Raw genomic sequence first — 19,089 nt, 5'->3', positions numbered from 1 at the left:
AGCAGTTTCGAAGTGCTTGGCTTGTACCATGGCTTCCATCGAAACTGCAGCCCTGCACGAGAACGAACCACACGCCAACGACCTCGCCCACCGGCTCAACTGGCTACGGGCAGGCGTCCTTGGCGCCAACGACGGAATCGTCTCCGTTGCCGCCATTGTGGTGGGCGTCGCCGGCGCCACGACGAACACCGGCGCCATCCTCACTGCTGGAGCGGCCGGACTCGTGGGTGGCGCGGTGTCCATGGCACTCGGCGAGTATGTATCCGTCAGCAGCCAAAGCGACAGCCAAAAGGCGCTCATCGAGAAGGAACGCCGGGAGCTTGCCGAGGAACCCGAAGAAGAGCTGGCGGAATTGACTGCGATCTACGAGGCCAAGGGCCTGCGGCCTGAAACCGCGCGGAAAGTGGCCGCGGAGTTGACCGAGCACGACGCCTTGGCCGCACACCTTTCCGCCGAGTTGAACATCGACGAGGACGACATCGTCAGCCCGTGGCATGCGGCCTTCGCATCCGCCATTGCCTTCACCCTCGGCGCGGTGCTGCCCATGCTCGCGATTCTGCTCCCGCCCCCGGGGCTGCGTGTACCGCTGACTTTTATTTCCGTGCTGCTTGCGCTCGCAATCACCGGAGCCATAGGAGCGTGGATCGGCGGCAGCTCGAAGACCCGCGCCGCCGTGCGCGTCGTCATCGGCGGAGCCCTTGCGCTTGCCGCGACGTTCTTCATCGGAAGCCTCCTGGGCTCCTCCGGAGTGGTCTGAACCGCTCCTGGACCGGCTTGGGTAGGCTGACAGTGATGACTACCTTCGTTTCCATCCCTGGCGACCTCCAGGCACGCTACTCCCGCACAACGGAGGGGCGGGCGTGGCTCTCAGGGCTGCCCGGGCTGATCAATGCCGCCCTGGAACGCTGGCAGCTGTCCGTTGACCTGGAACCCGGCGCGGAACCATGGAACGGCCACGGCGGCATCGTCATTCCGGTCCTCTACAACGGCGCCCGTTCGGTGCTCAAGATAGCGTTCCCCCACGAGGAGGCCCTCGTTGAACGGCATGCGCTGGCCCTCTGGGGCGGTATCGGGGCCGTAAAGCTGCTCGACGCCGATGCGGCCTCGTGCGCGATGCTCCTGGAGCGGCTCGACGCCGTCAGCTGGCTGCAGAGTGCCCCGATGGACGAAGCCCGCGACGTCTGGGGATCGCTCGTGAGGGAACTCAGTATCGAGCCGGACGAGCGGCCCGAATGGAAAGAGTTCGAACACATAGCGGCCCGTGCCGAGCGCTGGAGCGATGAGTTGCCTGCGGACTGGGAGCAACTTGGCCAGCCCTTCCCCCGCTGGCTCCTCGAAGCCGCGTTGGAGGTGTGCCAGACCCGGGGTGCTGTTGGACGACGGGCGGGCAGGGACGTCCTGGTGCATTGCGACCTGCATTTCATGAACATCCTCCCCCATCTCAATGGCGCCCTCCGTGGCGCCCGCATTGGCGCTGCGTCCACGGGCAAACGCGCCTACGTGGCGATCGACCCGCAACCGAAAATCGGGGAGGCGGAATTCGCCGTCGCCCCGATCTTGTGGAACCGTATCCGCGACCTCTCCACGACGGCTCCGGAAGTTGGCCTCCTGGAGCGCTGCGCGGACTTCAGCAGCGCGGCCGGCCTGGACGGCGAAGCGGCCCGGGAATGGAGCCTGGTCCGCGAGGTCGAAAACGCCCTGTGGTACGCCGGAAAACCACGGCATGAGGGCGATCTGGCACGCTCCTTATGGGTGGCCAGCACCCTCGCAGGACGGCCCCTCGACGGGCTGCCCGCCGCACACGACCTGCCCGAACCGGGACTGGCCGCCTCGAATTAGCTCCGGGGCGCCGAGTCGTCCAGACGCCCGGGTTAGCCGGTGGCCTTCAGCGCATCTTTGATAGCCTGCACCGCGATATCCAAGTCTGCCGAATCCGTTGACCAGTTGGTCACCGAAACACGCAGGATATCCCTGCCCTGCCAGCGGGAACCGGACATCCAGACCCTCCCGTCGGCCATGATGAAGTCCGTCACCGCACGGGTCCTCTCGTCTGAGCCGAAGGCCAGGGACAACTGCGTGAACACCACATCGTTGAGGACTTCCACGCCGGGCACTTCGGCGAGCCGTCGGGCCAGTTCCGCGGCACACTCCGCACGTCCGGCGACAAGCTGCCGCACGCCGTCGCCACCCAAGGAGCGCAAGGCCGCCCACACCGGCACTCCCCTGGCACGGCGGGACAACTCAGGCACTTTCTCCATAGGGTCGCCGGGGCCGTGGTCATCCTGCATCAGGTATTCGGCGTGCATTCCGATGGCGGACCGCAGGGCAGCGACGTCACGTACCACCACGATTCCGGCGTCGTACGGCACGTTGAGGGTCTTGTGGGCATCGGTTCCCCACGAATCGGCCAACTCGACGCCCTCGACCAGATGCCGCAGTCCCGGCACGGCCGCCGCCCATAGGCCGAAAGCCCCGTCAACGTGGACCCACGCGCCGTGATCCTTCGCAGCCGGAATCGCCTCGAGGAAAGGATCAAAGGCTCCGGAATGCAGGTTCCCGGCCTGGAGACACACGATTGCCGGACCGGAACCGGCTTCCAACGCGGCCCGCAACGCGGCTGGATCGATCCTGCCTTGATGGTCCGCTGCGACAACTTCGGGTGCCCCGAAGCCCAGGAAGCGGAGTGCCATGTCCAGGCTTTCGTGCCGCTCGGCTCCGACGAGGACGCGCAGTTTCGGCGCTCCTTGGAGTCCTTCGGCGTTGACATCCCAGCCGACGCCGGCCAGCTGGCGCCATCGGGCCGCCGCGAGGGCCGTGAAGTTGGCCATGCTGGCGCCGGTCGCGAATCCGACGTCGGAGCCTTCAGGAAGGCCGAGCAGCTCAAGGAGCCACCGCCCGGCCGCCTCTTCGATCCCGGCAGTGGCGGGTGTGGCGAAACGAAGCCCGGAGTTCTGGTCCCATGCGGAAACCATCCAGTCCGCGGCCATGCCTGCCGGCACCGTACCGCCGATGACCCAACCGAAGAAGCGCCCCGATTGCATGGCCATCAGCCCGGGCTCGGCGTGTTCGGCGAGGAAATCAATGACTGCGGCCGGATCCAGTCCGCTGGCCGGCAAGGGTCCGCCGAAGACCGCCGTGATGTCATCAGCGGTTTTGCTTGGCCGTACCGGCCGCCCAGGCAAGGCCCTCAACCACTCGCGGGTGTGCTCCCATGCACGTTCGAGTGCCTGCTCATAGTCGCCGGAATCGACCCACATGAGTGCATGCTACGCCCGCGGGATCCCTCCGGCCATCGCTGGCGGCAACCGGAACGCTACTTGGCGAAGTAGTCGTTCCAGACGTCCACGCCGAGTTTAATGATCAACGCGCCGACCACGATCAGGAACACAATCCGCACAAAGCCGCTGCCCTGTTTCACGGCGGTCCGGGCACCCAGGTAACCACCGGCCATGTTGGACAAGCCGAGCACAGCGCCGACGCCCCACAACAACGATCCATGCGGCAGGAAGAAGAACAGGGCACCGGCGTTCGTGGCCATGTTGACGATCTTCGCCTTGGCGCTGGCCTCAAGGAAGGCATAGCCCATGGCGGAGACCAGGGCGATCACCAGGAACGAGCCTGTTCCGGGACCTATCAAACCGTCGTAGAACCCGATCACGGCGCCTATGGCGCAGGCCACGACGTAGTGCGTGTGGCCATCGTGACGCAGGGCGGTCAACTCGCCCGCATTGGGCCGCAGCGCGGTGAAGAGCGCGACGGCGATCAGCGCCACCACGATGATGGGTTTGAAGACGCTGGCGGGAAGGTTGGCGGCCAGGACGGCTCCGCCGAAACTGCCCGCGAGGGCAATCACCGCCATGGGAACGGCCGTCTTGAGGTCAGGGCCAACCCGGCGGTAATACGTGACGGCGCTGGTTGTTGTCCCGAAGATGGAGCCCATCTTGTTGGTGGCCAGCGCCTGGACCGGGGTGATCCCCGGAACCAGGAGCAAGGCAGGGAGCTGGATCAATCCCCCGCCGCCCACCACAGCGTCTATCCAACCGGCTGCGAATCCAGCCACCACGATCATGATGATCGTGGCGAGCTGGACCGACTCGAAGCCGGAGATCACTTCTGTCGTACGGCGTTGACCACGTAGTCGGCAGCCTTCTCGACTGCCACGTTTTCGGCCTCACCAGTGCGACGGTCCTTGATCTCAACAACACCGTCTACCAAGCCACGGCCGACCGCCACGATGGTGGGGACGCCCACGAGCTCGGCGTCACCGAACTTCACGCCCGGGGAAACCTTGGGGCGGTCGTCGTAAATCACGTCGAGGCCGGCGGCCTCGAGTTCGGCGGAGAGCTTCTCGGCCGCCGCGAAAATTTCCTCGCCGCGTCCGACGGCGACCACGTGGACGTCCGCGGGGGCCACGGAGCGCGGCCAGATCAAGCCACGGTCGTCGTTGTTGGCCTCGGCCAGGGCGGCCACGGCGCGTGTCACGCCGACACCGTACGAGCCCATGGTGACCACAACCTGCTTGCCGTTCTGGTCAAGGACCTTCAAGTCGAGGGCCTCGGCATACTTGCGGCCGAGCTGGAAGATGTGGCCCATTTCGATGCCGCGCGCAGTCTCCAGGGGACCGGAGCCATCCGGGGCTTCGTCTCCCGCGCGGACTTCGGTGCATTCAATGACGCCATCCCAGGCGAAGTCGCGCCCGGCTACGAGACCGAAGACGTGCTTGCCGTCTTCGTTCGCCCCAGTGACCCAGCTGGTACCCGAGACAACGCGGGGGTCAACGAGGAAGAGCAATTTGGACGTGCCTTCGAGCCCAAGAACGGCTTCGCCGAGGACCAGTCCGGGGCCGATGTAGCCCTTGACGAGTTCCGGGATCTTCTTGAGGTCATCCTCGTTGGCCGCTTCCAAGCCGATCTCCCCGGCAATGGGCAGGAATGACCCGATGTTGGCTTCGACGCGCTTGAGGTCCACCGAGCGGTCACCGGGCACGCCGATGACCACGATCTGGCGCTCGCCGGTGGGCAGCGTGACGGCGAGGACCACATTCTTGAGGGTGTCGGCGGCAGTCCAGGCGCCGCCGTCGGAATCGCTGCGGGGAGCGAGCTGGTTGGCAGCCGTCACGAGGGTTTCGATCGTGGGCGTGTCCGGGGTGTCCAGGACGCGTGCGGGAGGCGCGTTGCTGAAGTCGATCTCGGCCGGGGCCACGGTGGTCACGGCTTCGACGTTGGCCGCGTAGCCGCCTGCCGAGCGCACGAAGGTGTCCTCGCCGATCTCGGTGGGGTGCAGGAATTCCTCGCTCTTGGATCCGCCCATGGCGCCTGCCGTGGCGGCTACGGGGATGACCTCGAGGCCAAGGCGCTCGAAGATTTTCAGGTACGCGGCGCGGTGGGCCGCGTAGCTCGCGTCCAGGCCGGCGTCGTCGACGTCGAAGGAGTAGGAATCCTTCATGATGAATTCACGGCCGCGGAGGAGGCCTGCGCGGGGGCGTGCTTCGTCGCGGTACTTGTTCTGGATCTGGTACAGGCTCAGCGGCAGGTCCTTGTACGAGGAGTACAGGTCCTTGACCAGGAGGGTGAACATTTCCTCGTGCGTGGGGGCAAGAAGGTAATCGGCACCCTTGCGGTCCTGGAGGCGGAACAGCCCCTCGCCGTATTCGGTCCAGCGGTTGGTGGCCTCGTAGGGTTCCCGGGGCAGCAGTGCCGGGAAATGGACTTCCTGGGCGCCGATGGCGGCCATTTCCTCGCGGATGATCTGCTCGACCTTGCGGAGGACGCTCAATCCCAAGGGCAGCCACGTGTAGATGCCAGGTGCGGCACGGCGGATATAGCCCGCACGGACCAGGAGTCTGTGGCTTGCGACTTCGGCGTCGACGGGATCTTCACGCAAGGTGCGCAGGAACAGCTGGGAGAGGCGAAGGACCACGGGTCAGAATCCGTTTCTATGGCAAGAGCTGGCAAAAACTACTAGGTACCAATCTACCGGTTTGTGGCCGAGGAACCTGCCGGGGCCCGTCCCCCGGGGTTCCTCCTCTGGTTCCCCGGAAAGCAAAGCCTCCCCAAACGAAGATGAGCCACGCCATGGTGCGAGGAAGCCCCTGGCCGCTGGTCGGCTGGTCATCCTGCCATGGCGTGGCTCAGCGGCCGGTCGGCCGCGGGCGTTGTCCTGGAGGTTTAATCGGACTTGTCGAATGCCTTCGAAAGATCAACGCTTACAGCCATTTGGTTTGTGTTTCCTCTCTGAAACCGCCCGCGCCCCAGCGACACGGCTGGTTCTGAATTTATGTGATGGTGGACACTTTTTTCAAGGGCTTGGACTTATCAATATTTGTTCGCCCTGGCCCTAGCCCTAGCAACGAACAACGCGGGGTCACTTAGCGCCCATCCGGAGGTCCGACATGGGCCGTAAGTGACCCCGCGTTGCAGAGCGAAGGGCCAGATCCGTCCCCGAGGCTCACAGTTGACGCGCCTGTGTATCGGACTTACCTTTTATTCATCACCTGATGAATAAAATCGGAGGCCGCGATGTCCCACAGCCCAGCGGAAAGTCCCGCACCAGGCATGTCCCCTGCGCCCCCGGCGGTCACAGCGGAGGGCCTGCATGTCACGCGCGGGCACAAGAAGATCCTGCGCGGCTTGGACTTCGCCATGGAGCCCGGGCGCATCACGGGCTTGCTTGGACCCTCCGGGAGCGGCAAGACAACCCTCATGCGCTGCATCGTAGGAGTCCAGCGACTTACAGCCGGCAGCGTGGAAGTATTGGACCGTCCTGCCGGTACGCCGTCATTGCGGCACGACGTCGGATACGTCACCCAGGCACCGAGCGTCTACACGGACCTGAGTGTCGAGGCGAACGTCAGGTATTTCGGAGCCATGCACGGCGTCTCGGCGGCCGACACCGCGGAGGCGATTGCCGCCGTCGGGCTCGAATCACTGGCGCGGCGGAAGACGGCAGACCTTTCCGGCGGTGAATTCAGCCGGGTCTCGCTGGCCTGCGCGCTCGTCTCGCATCCGAAGCTGCTGGTCCTCGACGAACCGACCGTTGGCTTGGATCCGGTACTGCGTGCCGAGCTGTGGGAACGGTTCGCCGCCATGGCCGAATCGGGCACCACCTTGCTGGTGTCCAGCCACGTCATGGAAGAGGCCTCGCACTGTTCCTCGTTGCTCCTGCTCCGCGACGGCCTGCTGCTGGCGCAGCTCAGTCCGGCGGAACTCAGCGAGCGGGGACACAGCAACGATCTGGAACAGGCCTTCCTGCACATCATCCAGGAAACGAGCGTTACTTCGAACCGCCGGGGTGCCAATGAAAGCCAGGTGGCGTCATGAATCCAAGGATGATGTTTGCCACCACCAGACGGGTTTTGGAACAACTGCGGCACGACCACCGCAGCGTCGCGCTCATCATGGTGGTTCCATCCCTGCTGCTCACGGGCGTCTACTATCTCTTCGAGAACGAAACCCTGCCTCCCGGATTCCCCCGGACCTTTGACCGTGTGGGACTCATGATGCTGGCCATTTTCCCGTTTGTGGTGATGTTCCTGGTCACGTCGATCACGATGTTGCGCGAAAGGACTTCGGGGACGCTGGAGCGGCTCCTGACGACGCCCATCCACAAAGCGGATCTCCTGTTCGGCTACGCGTTGGCGTTTTCGATCATGGCGGCCCTGCAATCGCTTGTAGCCACGGCCGTGGCCTACTGGATCTTCAATCTGGATATCAAGGGTGGCCCTGGTTACGTCGTGATGATCGCCGTCATCAACGCAGTACTGGGTGTCGCCCTTGGCCTCTTGTGCTCAGCCTTTGCGCGGACCGAGTTCCAAGCGGTGCAGTTCATGCCGGTAGTGGTGATACCGCAGATCCTGTTGTGCGGACTCTTCGTGGCCCGGGACCACATGAACAGCCTCCTGGAGAGCATTTCCAATGTGCTGCCGCTGACGTTTTCGGTCGATGCGCTCCAACAGATCGCCGACAACACCGAGGCGACGCAGGCTATGTGGCAGGATGCCGGGGTCATGGCGGCGATCGTGGTGGGAGTTTTGGTCCTGGCCTCGTTCACCCTCCGACGGCGGACCTCATGAGCGGCGCCTTGCCTCCCCTGCGGCGGGGACGCCGCAGCGGCGGGAGCGACTCCCGGGAACTGATCTTGGCCACAGCGCGCCGGCTCTTCGCCGAGCACGGTTTCGACGGCACGAGCCTGCGGCAAGTGGCCCGCGAAGCCGAAGTGGACCCGGCCATGGTCCACCACTTCTTCAAGGGTAAGGACGAACTCTTCGCCCAGAGCATCGAACTCCCGGCGGATCCCGACGAGGTCCTTGCCGGCGTCGAATCGTTGGATCCGTCGCAACGCTCGGAAGCAATCGTCCGCGCCGTGTTGCGCTTGTGGGAGAGCCCGGCCCAACACGGGCTTGTCGCGTTCGTCAGGGGAACGATCGGTTCCAAGGCCAAGACTGCCTTGCTGCGCGAGATGGTGGCGAGGACCATCCTCTCCAGGGTCACGGCGGGTCTTCCAGGCTCCCTTGAGGAAGCGAAAATGCGCGGCAACCTGGTTGCCACGCAAATGGTGGGGCTCATGCTGATGCGCTACGTGGTCCGGCTCGAACCCCTGGCTTCAGCCTCCCAGGACGAGGTAGTCCGGCTCGTGGCACCGAACGTCCAGCACTACCTCACGGGCGAGCTCGCGCCTCCCAACTGACTCGCATTTGTTGTCGTTATCAGGCGTCAAAACGACATCTACTGCGAGCTGATATGTGGGTCTGGTTGTCAAGAGGCATGGATGAGCGGCTCCTGGTTGTTGGTTCCTGGGGCCGCTCATCGCGTGCCGGCTGGTCGTCGTGAAGGTGTTGGCGGGTCTTTCTCGACTGCAGTGTCAGGCTGATATTCGCGGGTTGTTTACCGCATGACGATGTGTTCGGCTGGAGCGTATCGGTGTCTAGTATCGAGCGTCGACGCATTCGGTCTCGTCTGCTCATAGCTCACTCGCGGGTTAGCTCCGGATGCTGCCATCGCACGTCCACCACGCCGGGGGCACGTCCGGGGTCAGGCCGGGTTCATGCGTTCTCCTTGCTGGAGCGGGGCGGCCAGCGACCAGCACCAGCCGGCGAGTTCACGGGCGATCGCGGTGTTGGCCTTGACCGACAGTTTGTGCCGTTCATCGAAGTGTTCCCACTTGCGATGCAGCCGGTGGTTTCCTTCCATGGCGCGGATCCGGGTTGCCGGGGCGACGACATCGAACTGGCGCAACAGCCGTTCCCCGGGCCGGACGTAGGGGCGCCGGTGCTGCCACGCGGCTTCGATGAGGAGTTTGCGGGCGTAGGTGTTCCCGGCCTTGGTGATCGGGCCCTGGTGCCGGGACTGGCCGGAGGAGTCTTCACTGGGCACCAGCCCGAGGTAGGAGCCGATCGTGGAGCCGGTGAAGCGCGTCCAGTCCCCGATTTCCACGGCCAGCCCGAACGCGGTGGTCATCTGGATGCCGCGCAGGCACATCAGCGCGTCGATCACCGGGGCGTAACGGCACGCCGCGGCCGTGGCGGCGACGTGCTTGTCGATCCGTGCCATATGCACGGCGAGCAGTTCGGCCTGCTCGAGATCAGCTTCGTAGGTGAACTGCAGCGCCGGTTCCTCAAAGCTCTGGCGGTGCAACCACCGGGTGTGTTCCTTCGTCCAGCGGGTGTCCTTGGGGTAGCGGATGCCGTGGCGCAGCAGGATGGCGTTCACGTGCTGGCGGGCGTGGGCGAGGTCCTTGGCCGTGCCGGAGCGTAGCCGGGACAGGTCCCGCAGGGCCTCTTCGTCCGGGTCCGGGATCCGCACCTCGGTGACCGAGCCGACCGCGAGCATCTCGGCCAGCACCCGGGCGTCGCGCCGGTCGGTTTTCACCCGGTCCCCGGGAGCGCGCAGCAGCTTCGAGGACGCCGCGACCACGCAGTTGATGCCCGCGGCGCGCAGGTAACGGGCCAGGACGAACCCGGTGGGTCCTGATTCGTAGACGGCCGTGACGTCCGGGGCGAACCGGCGGATCCACTCCAGCACGATGGCCGGGTCAGCGGGCATCGTGTGGGCGCTGACTTCACCAGTGGCCGGGTTCAGCGCATGTCCCACCACGTTGACCGCGTGAACATCCAGACCAATGAAAGTATGCTCAAACATAGCCGGGACCTCCCAAACCTCACATGTGGCACTACCATTGCACCCCCGAGGAGCCGTCAGGCCAAGGGAACCTCCAATGGCAACCCACGGCCCTGTGAAACAGAAGGCCCCGGCCCCACCATCCCTCTCGGCCGTTCCCTTCCCGTCCGGGATATAGGACATCACCGCCGGGGATTCAGGCCCCACAGCGCCGCCCTCCTCGCGGGATCCAACGGATCACACCAGCCGGCGCTGCGGGACCGCCCCGGCGAAAATGGCCGAACCGGACGGGAAGGACCTGCAACCCCTCATATCGTCTAGTTGGGCTGGTCAGTTCAGTACAGCACCGTGGCGAAGGTTCCGAGGCGTTGGAAACCGACCCGCTCGTAGGTGGCGCGTGCCCTGGTGTTGTATTCGTTGACGTAGAGGCTCGTGATCGGCGCGAACTGCTGGGCGAGGACAACCACTCCCGCCATGTACCCGGCGCTGAGTCCTTGGCCTCGGAACTCCGGGTTCATCCAGACGCCCTGCACCTGGGTGGCCTGCGCCGTGACCGCCCCGAGTTCGGCTTTGAACTTCACGGTCCCGCCGGCGTCGATGTGCACCAAGGAATGGCCTTGCCGGATCAGTCCGGCGACCCTGCGGCTGTAGAAGTCCTCGCTCCCGAGAAAGGGCGAATAACCCACTTCCTCTTCGAACATCGCTGCGCAGGCGGGCAGGATCCGATCGAAGTCCGCGATGTTTCCGAAGCCGAGCTGCGTATTGGCTTCGACGGCGGGTGGCCCCGATATGGCCAGAAGCGGCTGATCGGCACGTACCTCGTGGGCGAAATGCCCCAGTTGCTCCAAGCGGGAATGGAGCGCCAGCACGGTCTCCGCGGGCCCGAAGATCGATGCGTAGCGACGGCCCGCCCGGTGAGCAGCCGCAGCCACGCGGGAAGCCAGTTCGGGGTCCAGCTGCACCGGAACCAGGTTGGCACCGGCCCAGCAGGCACCTACCAGGGCGTCGCCGTCGAACACTCCAAAGACGCTCGCCCCACCGGAAGTAGGTGCGGCGCTCCCCGACGAATCGAGGTGCGCCAGAATAAAGACGTTCGCTACCGGATCTTCCATCGCGAGCACGCGAAGGGCCCGGGTGTCGGCAGCGCCGAGCACCCGGACGGAAATCCCATCGGCAGCTGTCTCGTTACGAGACGCTAACCACGGGGCTACCCTTGACAGCATCTTCGCCATCGGCCTCCCCCATCTCTTCAGCGATACGCATGGCCTCTTCGATCAGTGTCTCAACAATCTGGCTCTCCGGGACAGTCTTAATGACTTCGCCCTTCACGAAGATCTGGCCCTTGCCGTTTCCGGAGGCCACACCGAGATCGGCTTCACGTGCCTCACCCGGGCCGTTCACCACGCAACCCATGACGGCAACGCGCAGCGGAATCTCCATTCCTTCAAGCCCGGCCGTGACCTGCTCGGCGAGCGTGTAGACGTCCACCTGGGCGCGTCCGCATGAAGGGCAGGAGACGATTTCGAGCTTGCGGGGGCGCAGGTTGAGGGACTGCAGGATCTGGTTGCCGACCTTGATTTCCTCAACAGGCGGCGCGGAAAGGGACACGCGGATGGTGTCACCGATACCCCGGGACAGCAGCGCACCGAAGGCCGTAGCGGACTTGATGGTGCCCTGGAATGCGGGTCCGGCCTCGGTCACGCCAAGGTGCAGGGGCCAGTCGCCCTTTTCGGCAAGCATCTCGTAGGCCGCCACCATGATGACGGGGTCGTTGTGCTTGACGGAGATCTTGAAATCGTGGAAGCCGTGTTCCTCGAACAACGAAGCTTCCCACACGGCCGACTCGACGAGCGCTTCGGGGGTGGCCTTGCCGTACTTCTTCAGGATGCCGGGCTCCAGGGATCCAGCGTTGACGCCGATCCGGATGGAAGTGCCGCGGTCCTTGGCGGCCTTGGCGATTTCCTTCACCTGGTCGTCGAACTTGCGGATGTTGCCCGGATTGACGCGCACCGCGGCGCAACCGGCCTCGATCGCGGCGAAGACGTACTTCGGCTGGAAGTGGATGTCCGCGATCACGGGAATCTGGGACTTACGGGCGATGATCGGCAATGCCTCGGCGTCATCCGCGGAAGGGCAAGCGACACGCACGATGTCACAGCCGGATGCCGTCAGCTCCGCGATCTGCTGCAGCGTGGCGTTGATGTCCGTGGTGGGCGTGGTGGTCATCGATTGCACGCTGATGGGTGAATCGGAGCCGACGCCGACCGAACCCACCTTGATCTGGCGGGTCTTGCGGCGGGGAGCGAGAACGGGGGGCGGGGCTGACGGCATTCCCAGGCTGACCGAGGTCACGTGGACTCCTTGGGTTGAAATGGGTGGATCGTAGGGCCGGGGTCAGGACCCCGGCCGGTCATGCTGCTAGGAAGCGTGGGCGGAGAGCATTCCGATAATGGGGTTCCACTCCGACGTCCGGATGCCTGCAATCCCTCGGACGGCGGCGAACGGATCCTCCTTCAGCGTGGCGTTCAGCTCGGACTCGTCGGCGGCCTCGAGCAGCAGCAGCGCACCCGCGCCGTCGGTGTAAGGGCCGCTCGCCAGCAGGGTTCCCTGCTCGGCGAGGCTGGCGAGCCAGGCACGGTGGGCAGGGCGGTTCGCGTCGCGCACCTCGGCGGACTCGGCGTCGTACACGTACTCAACAGCGAAAACAGTCATATGGATAGCCTATCCCCCAAGCCCATTCCGGGGCGTCCACCGAGAGTTCAAGCCCATTCCGGATCAGCCGAAGAGGTTGACGGGCTTGACGATGTCGGCGTAGATCAGCAATGCGCTCATGGCCATGAGGACACTCGCCACGACGTAGGTGAGCGGCAAGAGCTTGGCGATGTCGAAGGCGCCTGGATCCGGTTTGCCGAACAGCTTGGCGATTCGACGCCTGGCTCCCTCGTAGAGCGCGCCCGCCACGTGTCCGCCGTCGAGCGGCAAGAGCGGAACCAGGTTGAAGACGGCGAGGGCGAAGTTCAATCCGGCGAGGAGCCCCACGAGGGCGCTGACGCGCGATTGCAGCGGAACCTGATCCATGGCAGCCACTTCACCGGCCACCCGGCCGACGCCCACCACGCTGATGGGGCCGTTGGGATCGCGCGGTTCGGAGCCGAAAGCCGCTTGCGCGACGCCGACCACCCTGGCGGGCAGGTTGAGGATGACTCCCGCGATTTGCTTGATGTTCTCGCCAGCCATCGGAAGAACGCTCGACGCCGGTTGGGGCACCATGGCGGTCTGCGCGCCGATGCCGAGGAACCCGACTTCCTCGTACAACGGCTTGCCGTCCGCGCCCTTGGCCTGCAGGCCGTTGCCTCCAATGACGGGGCGTGCAGACAGCACGGGGGTCACTTGCGTGGTGACGCTCTTGCCGCCGCGGTCCACGGTGATTTGGACGGCTTTGCCGGCGGACGCCCGGATCCAGCCGCTCATTTCGGCCCAGCTCGTCACCGGCTTGCCGTCAAAGCTGGTGACAACGTCGTTGGGCTGGAGCTTAGCCACTGCGGCCGGGGTCAGCTGGCAGTTCGGCGAGTTCGGATCGACGGTCTCGCCGGCCTTGACCTGGCACTTGGACACCTCGGCAATCGTGGTGGTGGCCGTGGACACTCCAAAGCCCATGAGTAGCACCGCGGTCAGAACCAAGCCGATGAGCAGGTTCATGGCCGGTCCACCCAGCATGATGATGACCTTTTTCCAGACCGGGAGCCTATAGAAGACCCTGTTCTCGTCGGCGGGGCCCACTTCCTCATGCGCAGCGGACCGGGCCTCGGTGGCGAGGGTCTGGAACATGCCGGTGCTGGACGGCCTGACGCTGCCATCTTCCTTGTTGGGCGGGTACATGCCGATCATGGCGACGTAGCCGCCCAGCGGGATAGCCTTGACGCCGTATTCAGTCTCGCCTTTCCGCGTGGACCAAAGAGTAGGGCCGAAACCGATCATGTATTTCGTGACGCGCACTTTGAACAGCTTGGCGGGAAGCAAGTGCCCCACCTCGTGCAGCGCAATGGAGACGGCCACGCCGATCGCCACGAAGACGACTCCGAGAATGAACAGAATGACGGGATTCATGCCTTAAGTACTGCTTCCTAAAGGGTGCTGTTGGCTAAACGATCGTGGGTGCGCGTGCGTGCCCACCTCTCAGCATCCAACACGGAGTCCACCGTCAGCTCCAAGGATCCTGAATGTTCGCTGAGGACGGACTCCACCGTGTCCACGATGTCGGTAAAGCGGATCCTGCCAGCGTGGAAGGCTTCCACCGCTTCCTCGTTGGCCGCGTTGAAGACGGCCGGAAAGGTGCTCCCCTGCTTCGCGGCGTCCTTGGCCAGCTCCACGGCCGGGAAGGCTACCGAGTCAAGGGGCTCGAACGTCCAACTGGTGGCCTGGCTCCAGTCGCAGGCCTTGGCGGCGCGGGGCACGCGGTCCGGCCACCCGAGTCCAAGCGCGATGGGGAGCCGCATGTCCGGTGGAGAGGCCTGGGCAATGATGGAGCCGTCCACGAACTCCACCATGGAGTGCACCACCGATTGCGGGTGCACCACGACGTCGATCCTGTCCAGGGGGACGTCGAACAGCAGATGCGCTTCGATGACCTCGAGGCCTTTGTTGACCAGGCTGGCCGAGTTGGTGGTGACCATGAGGCCCATGTCCCACGTGGGGTGGGCAAGTGCCTCGGCCGGGGTGACGTCGCGGAGTTGCTCGCGGCTGCGGCCCCGGAAAGGTCCGCCGGACGCTGTCAGGATGAGTTTCTCGACCTCTTTGTCGGTCCCCGCGCGCAGGCATTGGGCGATGGCCGAGTGTTCGGAGTCCACGGGCACGATCTGGTCAACGGCTGCCGCGGCCTTCACCAGTGCACCGCCGACGATCAGGGATTCCTTGTTCGCCAAGGCCAGGATGGCGCCGGACTCGAGGGCTGCCAGCGTGGGGGCCAGACCGATCGACCCCGTGATGCCGTTGAGCACGACGTCCGCTTCGATCGCGGCAATTTTGGTGGACGCATCCGGCCCTGTGATGATCGCCGGATCGTAGTTCCGGAGTCCGGCGGCGGAGGCGGCCGCGCTGATGAGTTTCTGGAGTTCGTGGGCGTCGCCGTAGGCGATGCCGACTGCCTGGGCCTTGGTGTGGACGGCCTGCTGCGCGATGAGTTCCAGATTCCCGCCGCCCGCGCTCAGCGCCACGACTTCGAAGAGATGGGGAGCGGCGTCGACGACCTCAATCGCTTGTGTGCCGATGGAACCAGTGGACCCGAGGAGGATGATCTTGCGCGGCTGCATTGCTTAAGTATCCCGCACCCCAGGCGTAGCGTTGGTTTGTGGACTGGGTCTCGTGGTTCGAGGCGCCGGACTATGAATTCGCCCGGCAGGTGCTCCAGCGCGGCACGGCCGCGCTCTATTTCATCGCGTTCCTGTCCAGCCTCAACCAGTTCCCCGCACTCCTTGGTGAACACGGGCTCCTGCCTGTCCCGAGGTATGTGGACGGCCACAGGATCCTGCGCAGGCCCAGCCTGTTCCGCTGGAAGTATTCTGACACCTTGCTCCGGGCCGTGTGCGCCGCCGGACTTGCCGTTTCCTTGTCGCTCGTAGGCGGGTTGCCGCAACTGGGCCCGCCGTGGCTTCCCCTGGCCGCGTTCCTGGCTTTGTGGTTGCTCTACATGTCGATCGTCAACGTCGGCCAGACCTTCTACGGCTTTGGCTGGGAGATGCTGCTGCTGGAAATGGGCTTCACTGTCGGCTTCCTTGGTTCGGAACAGGTTCCCCCGCCAAAGACCATCCTCGTCCTGCTCGTGTGGCTGTTGTTCAGGCTGGAATTCGGCGCGGGCATGATCAAGATCCATGGCGGAAGCGAGTGGCGTGATTTAACCGCCCTGTACTACCACCATGAGACGCAGCCTATGCCTGGACCGTTGAGCCGCCAGGCGCATCTCCTTCCCAAACCGATGCACCGCATGGAGGTGCTCGGAAACCACTTCGCCCAGTTGGTGGTGCCCTTCTTCCTGTTCGCCCCACAGCCGCTGGCCACCATTGCCGCCGGATTTGTCGTCTTCACGCAGCTTTGGCTTGTGGGGAGCGGAAACTTCGCGTGGCTCAATTGGTCCGCGATCGTGCTTGCCTTCGCTGCGGTGAGTGACCCCGTCGCCCACGCTGTGCTGCCTTTCATACCGCAACGGACCAACACGGCCGCGGCAGTTCCGCAGACCTCGGTGTGGTGGCTCGCCGTCGTACTCGCAGTGACGGTGCTCCTCTTGGTGCTCAGCTATTGGCCCATCCGCAACCTGCTTTCGCGGGAACAGCTCATGAACGCCAGCTTCAACCGATGGCAGTTGGTCAACACCTATGGTGCGTTCGGCACGGTGACTCGGCACCGGGTGGAAATCGTGGTGGAAGGCACCCAGGCCGACGTTCCCGTCGATGAGGCCGATTGGCGCGAATACGGCTTCAAGGGCAAGCCCGGCGACGTCCGTAGGCTACCCCGGCAGTGGGCTCCGTACCACCTGCGCCTCGACTGGCTGATGTGGTTCCTGCCCTTGCGCACGGTGCATGAGGAATGGTTCTACGCGTTCTTGGGCAAACTGCTCGACGCCGACCAGCCCACCTTGCGCTTGTTGCGCCAGGACCCATTCGACGGCGCACCGCCGCGTTGGGTGCGCGCGCGCAGCTTCCTGTACCGCTTCGCCACGAGGGCCGAGTTCCGCGAATCTGGTCAGCGCTGGATCCGCATGGAGCTCTACGAGGTCATCGCCCCGTTGTCCCTGCCGAAGTCACGACGGCGCGGTCAATAGACGACGGCGCGGTCGATAGGCCCGGCCTGAGCAACCCTTCAGGAAAGCCGCGCCCTGCGAAGCGTGGATTCTGCGTGTTTGAGGATAGGACCGTCCACCATTTTGCCCTTGTGCTGGAACACTCCGGTTCCGGCCGCGGCCGCGGCGTCAAGCAGTTCCCGGGCCCCTGCGACGGCCTCGGGCGACGGTGCGTAGGCTTCGCGGACAACGGCAACCTGGTTCGGGTGGATGCAGGCCTTGGCACCGAATCCGCTGGCCACTGCGTCGGCGGATTCCACGGCCAGCCCGGCAAGGTCGGGGATGTCGACGTAGACCGAGTCGATGGCCTCCTTGCCTGCGGCTTTGGCCGCCAGCAGCACCGTGGACCGGGACTGCGTTGCGACGGCGCGGTAGCCGCCGTCGTCCCTGCGGCTGGAGGTGCCGCCCATGGAGGCGATCAGATCCTCGGCGCCCCACATGAGCCCGACGACGTTGGGAGCCTGGGCGATCTCACCCGCGTTGACGATCCCCTTGGCCGTCTCACACAGGGCGATGACGTGGTAGCCCTCGAGTGCTTTCAACTGTTCGGCGGTCTCGGCCTTGGCCAGCATGACGGTGCGGTAAGGGGTGTGCGCGAGGCAGTGCAGGTCCTTCTCAAAGTCCGGGGTACCCACCGGATTCACCCGCACAATCGTGCGGCTGGGGTCGAGTTCGGCGGTCTCCCCGCCGGAGCCGAGCTGGGCGAGGATGGCGCCCCGGGCCCGCTTCTTGTCCGCGGGCGCGACGGCGTCCTCGAGGTCTACGATGACGGCGTCGGAACGCTCGGCGGCCTTTTGGAACCGTTCCGGGCGGTCGGCGGGGCAGAAAAGCAAAGCGGGGCCCATGGTGAAGGTCATGTATTGATTGTCCCCTGTTGCGCCTCCAGATGCGCGGTCCGGATCCACATGAGGCAGGCCCGCGTGGCGAGCGCCACAACCGTGCCGTCCTGGTTGCGGCCGGTGTGCTGCATGGTCACCACGCCCTGCCCGGGACGTGACGACGACTCCCGTTTCCCGGTGATGACAGTCTCCGTGTAGAGGGTGTCACCGTGGTAGAGCGGGTGCGGGAAAGAGACGTCCGTGAGGCCCAGCTGGGCGATGATGGTGCCCTGGGTCAGTTGCGTGACGGACTGTCCCACCATGGTGGACAAGGTGAACATCGAATTCATGAGCCTCTGCCCGAAGGGCTGCTTGGCGCTCCAGGCAGCGTCCAGGTGCAGGGCTTGGGTGTTCATGGTCAGCGTCGTGAACAGCACGTTGTCCGTTTCGGTGACGGTCCGCCCGGGCCTGTGGGCGTAGACAACGTCTTCCTCGAGTTCCTCGAAGTACAGCCCCCGCTGCTCGATAACGCGGGGTTCACGGACCCCGGGTTCGGGCACCTTGGTCATACAGTCAGCTCCTGGTCTTCTTCGAAAAGCTCGACGCCGGTCGCGGCCGCCACGTCCTCGGCGGAGACGTTCGGTGCCAACTCGCGCAGGACGAGCCTCGAGACCCCGCTTTCGGAGACGACGTCGATCACGGCGAGGTCGGTGATGATCCGGTCCACGCAGCCTTTCCCCGTGACGGGCAGCGAGCATTCCTTGACGATCTTGGGCTTGCCGTTGCGGTCCACGTGCTCCATCATCACGATCACCCGCTTGGCGCCGAAGACCAGGTCCATGGCGCCGCCCATGCCCTTGACCATCTTGCCCGGAATCATCCAATTGGCCAGGTCGCCATTGGCTGCGACCTCCATCGCACCAAGCACGGCGACGTCCACATGTCCGCCGCGGATCATGCCGAACGACGTAGCTGAGTCAAAGAACGCGGCGCCCGCGTTGACGGTGACCGTTTCTTTGCCGGCGTTGATCAAATCGGGGTCCACGGCGTCCTCGGCCGGGTAGGGGCCGACGCCCAGGATCCCGTTCTCGGAATGCAGGATCACCTCGACCCCCTCGGGGATGTAGTTGGGAATCAGGGTGGGCATGCCGATCCCGAGGTTGACGTATTGCCCGTTGGTGAGTTCGCGGGCTACGCGGGCGGCGAGTTCGTTCCGCGTCCAGCCTTTGCCCTCGTGGTGTTCGGCGCCGGCGCGGCGGTACTCGTGCCTGACGGCCTCGGGACGCGGCGGCACATCCTGGGTGATGTTCGATTCCATGGCTAC

The 19,089-nt window shown here is 64.9% G+C and carries 18 protein-coding genes; 6 read left to right on the top strand and 12 right to left on the bottom strand.

The genetic code is table 11. The features are described 5' to 3' along the window. Positions 1-28 precede the first annotated feature (28 nt). A complete protein-coding gene (locus ABH924_RS09990) occupies positions 29-757 on the top strand; it encodes a VIT family protein (protein WP_234753091.1) in 729 nt (242 codons plus the stop codon). Between the two features lie 35 nt (positions 758-792). After that, positions 793-1,839, top strand: coding sequence for an aminoglycoside phosphotransferase family protein (locus tag ABH924_RS09985; protein WP_404498454.1), 1,047 nt, complete (start codon positions 793-795; stop codon positions 1,837-1,839). A gap of 32 nt (positions 1,840-1,871) precedes the next feature. Here the strand turns inward: ABH924_RS09985 and ABH924_RS09980 are convergent, their stop codons facing one another. The 3 genes from ABH924_RS09980 to ABH924_RS09970 are packed head-to-tail and all read right to left on the bottom strand — an operon-like array spanning position 1,872 to position 5,919. Continuing rightward, positions 1,872-3,257: a pyridoxal phosphate-dependent decarboxylase family protein gene (locus tag ABH924_RS09980; protein WP_404498452.1), complete on the bottom strand. Its 1,386-nt coding sequence runs from the start codon at positions 3,255-3,257 to the stop codon at positions 1,872-1,874. Positions 3,258-3,313: 56 nt separating this feature from the next. Then, positions 3,314-4,111 (bottom strand): sulfite exporter TauE/SafE family protein, encoded by a 798-nt coding sequence (locus tag ABH924_RS09975; RefSeq protein WP_404498450.1) that lies wholly within the window; start codon positions 4,109-4,111, stop codon positions 3,314-3,316. Then, positions 4,108-5,919, bottom strand: coding sequence for a proline--tRNA ligase (locus ABH924_RS09970; protein ID WP_404498448.1), 1,812 nt, complete (start codon positions 5,917-5,919; stop codon positions 4,108-4,110). The genes ABH924_RS09975 and ABH924_RS09970 overlap by 4 nt, the downstream gene beginning before the upstream one ends. A 599-nt stretch (positions 5,920-6,518) precedes the next feature. On the opposite strand from ABH924_RS09970, the gene ABH924_RS09965 reads away from it, so the two are divergent. Genes ABH924_RS09965 through ABH924_RS09955 form a run of 3 tightly spaced genes read left to right on the top strand, consistent with a single transcriptional unit; the run spans position 6,519 to position 8,685 of the window. Next, on the top strand, positions 6,519-7,319 hold the full coding sequence (locus tag ABH924_RS09965; protein ID WP_404498446.1) for an ABC transporter ATP-binding protein: 801 nt from the start codon (positions 6,519-6,521) through the stop codon (positions 7,317-7,319). 8 nt (positions 7,320-7,327) lie between these two features. Continuing rightward, positions 7,328-8,071: an ABC transporter permease gene (locus ABH924_RS09960; protein ID WP_404498591.1), complete on the top strand. Its 744-nt coding sequence runs from the start codon at positions 7,328-7,330 to the stop codon at positions 8,069-8,071. Beyond that, positions 8,068-8,685 carry a TetR family transcriptional regulator gene (locus ABH924_RS09955; protein WP_404498444.1) on the top strand — a complete coding sequence of 206 codons (618 nt, stop codon included), beginning with the start codon at positions 8,068-8,070 and terminating at the stop codon, positions 8,683-8,685. Before ABH924_RS09960 ends, ABH924_RS09955 begins: the two co-directional genes overlap by 4 nt. A gap of 344 nt (positions 8,686-9,029) precedes the next feature. On the opposite strand, the gene ABH924_RS09950 is transcribed toward ABH924_RS09955, so the two are convergent. The 6 genes from ABH924_RS09950 to dxr form a co-directional block, all read right to left on the bottom strand. Next, the gene (locus ABH924_RS09950) at positions 9,030-10,136 is read right to left on the bottom strand and encodes an IS110 family transposase (protein ID WP_404498442.1); all 1,107 of its coding nucleotides are present in this window, start codon (positions 10,134-10,136) and stop codon (positions 9,030-9,032) included. Positions 10,137-10,450: 314 nt separating this feature from the next. Further along, a complete protein-coding gene (locus tag ABH924_RS09945; RefSeq protein ID WP_404498589.1) occupies positions 10,451-11,338 on the bottom strand; it encodes a GNAT family N-acetyltransferase in 888 nt (295 codons plus the stop codon). Next, positions 11,301-12,467, bottom strand: a complete 1,167-nt coding sequence (gene ispG / locus ABH924_RS09940) for a flavodoxin-dependent (E)-4-hydroxy-3-methylbut-2-enyl-diphosphate synthase (RefSeq protein WP_404498440.1) — start codon at positions 12,465-12,467, stop codon at positions 11,301-11,303. Before ispG ends, ABH924_RS09945 begins: the two co-directional genes overlap by 38 nt. Before the next feature lie 66 nt (positions 12,468-12,533). Then, the gene (locus ABH924_RS09935; RefSeq protein ID WP_234753085.1) at positions 12,534-12,827 is read right to left on the bottom strand and encodes a YciI family protein; all 294 of its coding nucleotides are present in this window, start codon (positions 12,825-12,827) and stop codon (positions 12,534-12,536) included. Positions 12,828-12,890: 63 nt separating this feature from the next. Beyond that, on the bottom strand, positions 12,891-14,222 hold the full coding sequence (locus ABH924_RS09930) for an RIP metalloprotease (RefSeq protein ID WP_234753084.1): 1,332 nt from the start codon (positions 14,220-14,222) through the stop codon (positions 12,891-12,893). Between the two features lie 17 nt (positions 14,223-14,239). Continuing rightward, positions 14,240-15,424 (bottom strand): 1-deoxy-D-xylulose-5-phosphate reductoisomerase, encoded by a 1,185-nt coding sequence (gene dxr, locus ABH924_RS09925; RefSeq protein WP_404498437.1) that lies wholly within the window; start codon positions 15,422-15,424, stop codon positions 14,240-14,242. Between the two features lie 38 nt (positions 15,425-15,462). On the opposite strand from dxr, the gene ABH924_RS09920 reads away from it, so the two are divergent. Next, the gene (locus ABH924_RS09920) at positions 15,463-16,929 is read left to right on the top strand and encodes a lipase maturation factor family protein (protein ID WP_404498435.1); all 1,467 of its coding nucleotides are present in this window, start codon (positions 15,463-15,465) and stop codon (positions 16,927-16,929) included. A gap of 38 nt (positions 16,930-16,967) precedes the next feature. Here ABH924_RS09920 and ABH924_RS09915 read toward each other — a convergent pair whose 3' ends face one another. The 3 genes from ABH924_RS09915 to ABH924_RS09905 are packed head-to-tail and all read right to left on the bottom strand — an operon-like array spanning position 16,968 to position 19,083. Further along, on the bottom strand, positions 16,968-17,804 hold the full coding sequence (locus ABH924_RS09915) for an HpcH/HpaI aldolase/citrate lyase family protein (RefSeq protein ID WP_404498433.1): 837 nt from the start codon (positions 17,802-17,804) through the stop codon (positions 16,968-16,970). Then, positions 17,801-18,334, bottom strand: coding sequence for a MaoC family dehydratase (locus tag ABH924_RS09910; RefSeq protein WP_404498431.1), 534 nt, complete (start codon positions 18,332-18,334; stop codon positions 17,801-17,803). The genes ABH924_RS09915 and ABH924_RS09910 overlap by 4 nt, the downstream gene beginning before the upstream one ends. Beyond that, on the bottom strand, positions 18,331-19,083 hold the full coding sequence (locus tag ABH924_RS09905) for a CoA transferase subunit B (RefSeq protein ID WP_404498429.1): 753 nt from the start codon (positions 19,081-19,083) through the stop codon (positions 18,331-18,333). The genes ABH924_RS09910 and ABH924_RS09905 overlap by 4 nt, the downstream gene beginning before the upstream one ends. Positions 19,084-19,089: the final 6 nt, after the last annotated feature.

The sequence above is a fragment of the Arthrobacter sp. GAS37 genome, from assembly GCF_044908325.1.
Lineage (GTDB): Bacteria > Actinomycetota > Actinomycetes > Actinomycetales > Micrococcaceae > Arthrobacter > Arthrobacter ramosus.
This window is presented reverse-complemented; position numbering and strand designations above follow the sequence as displayed.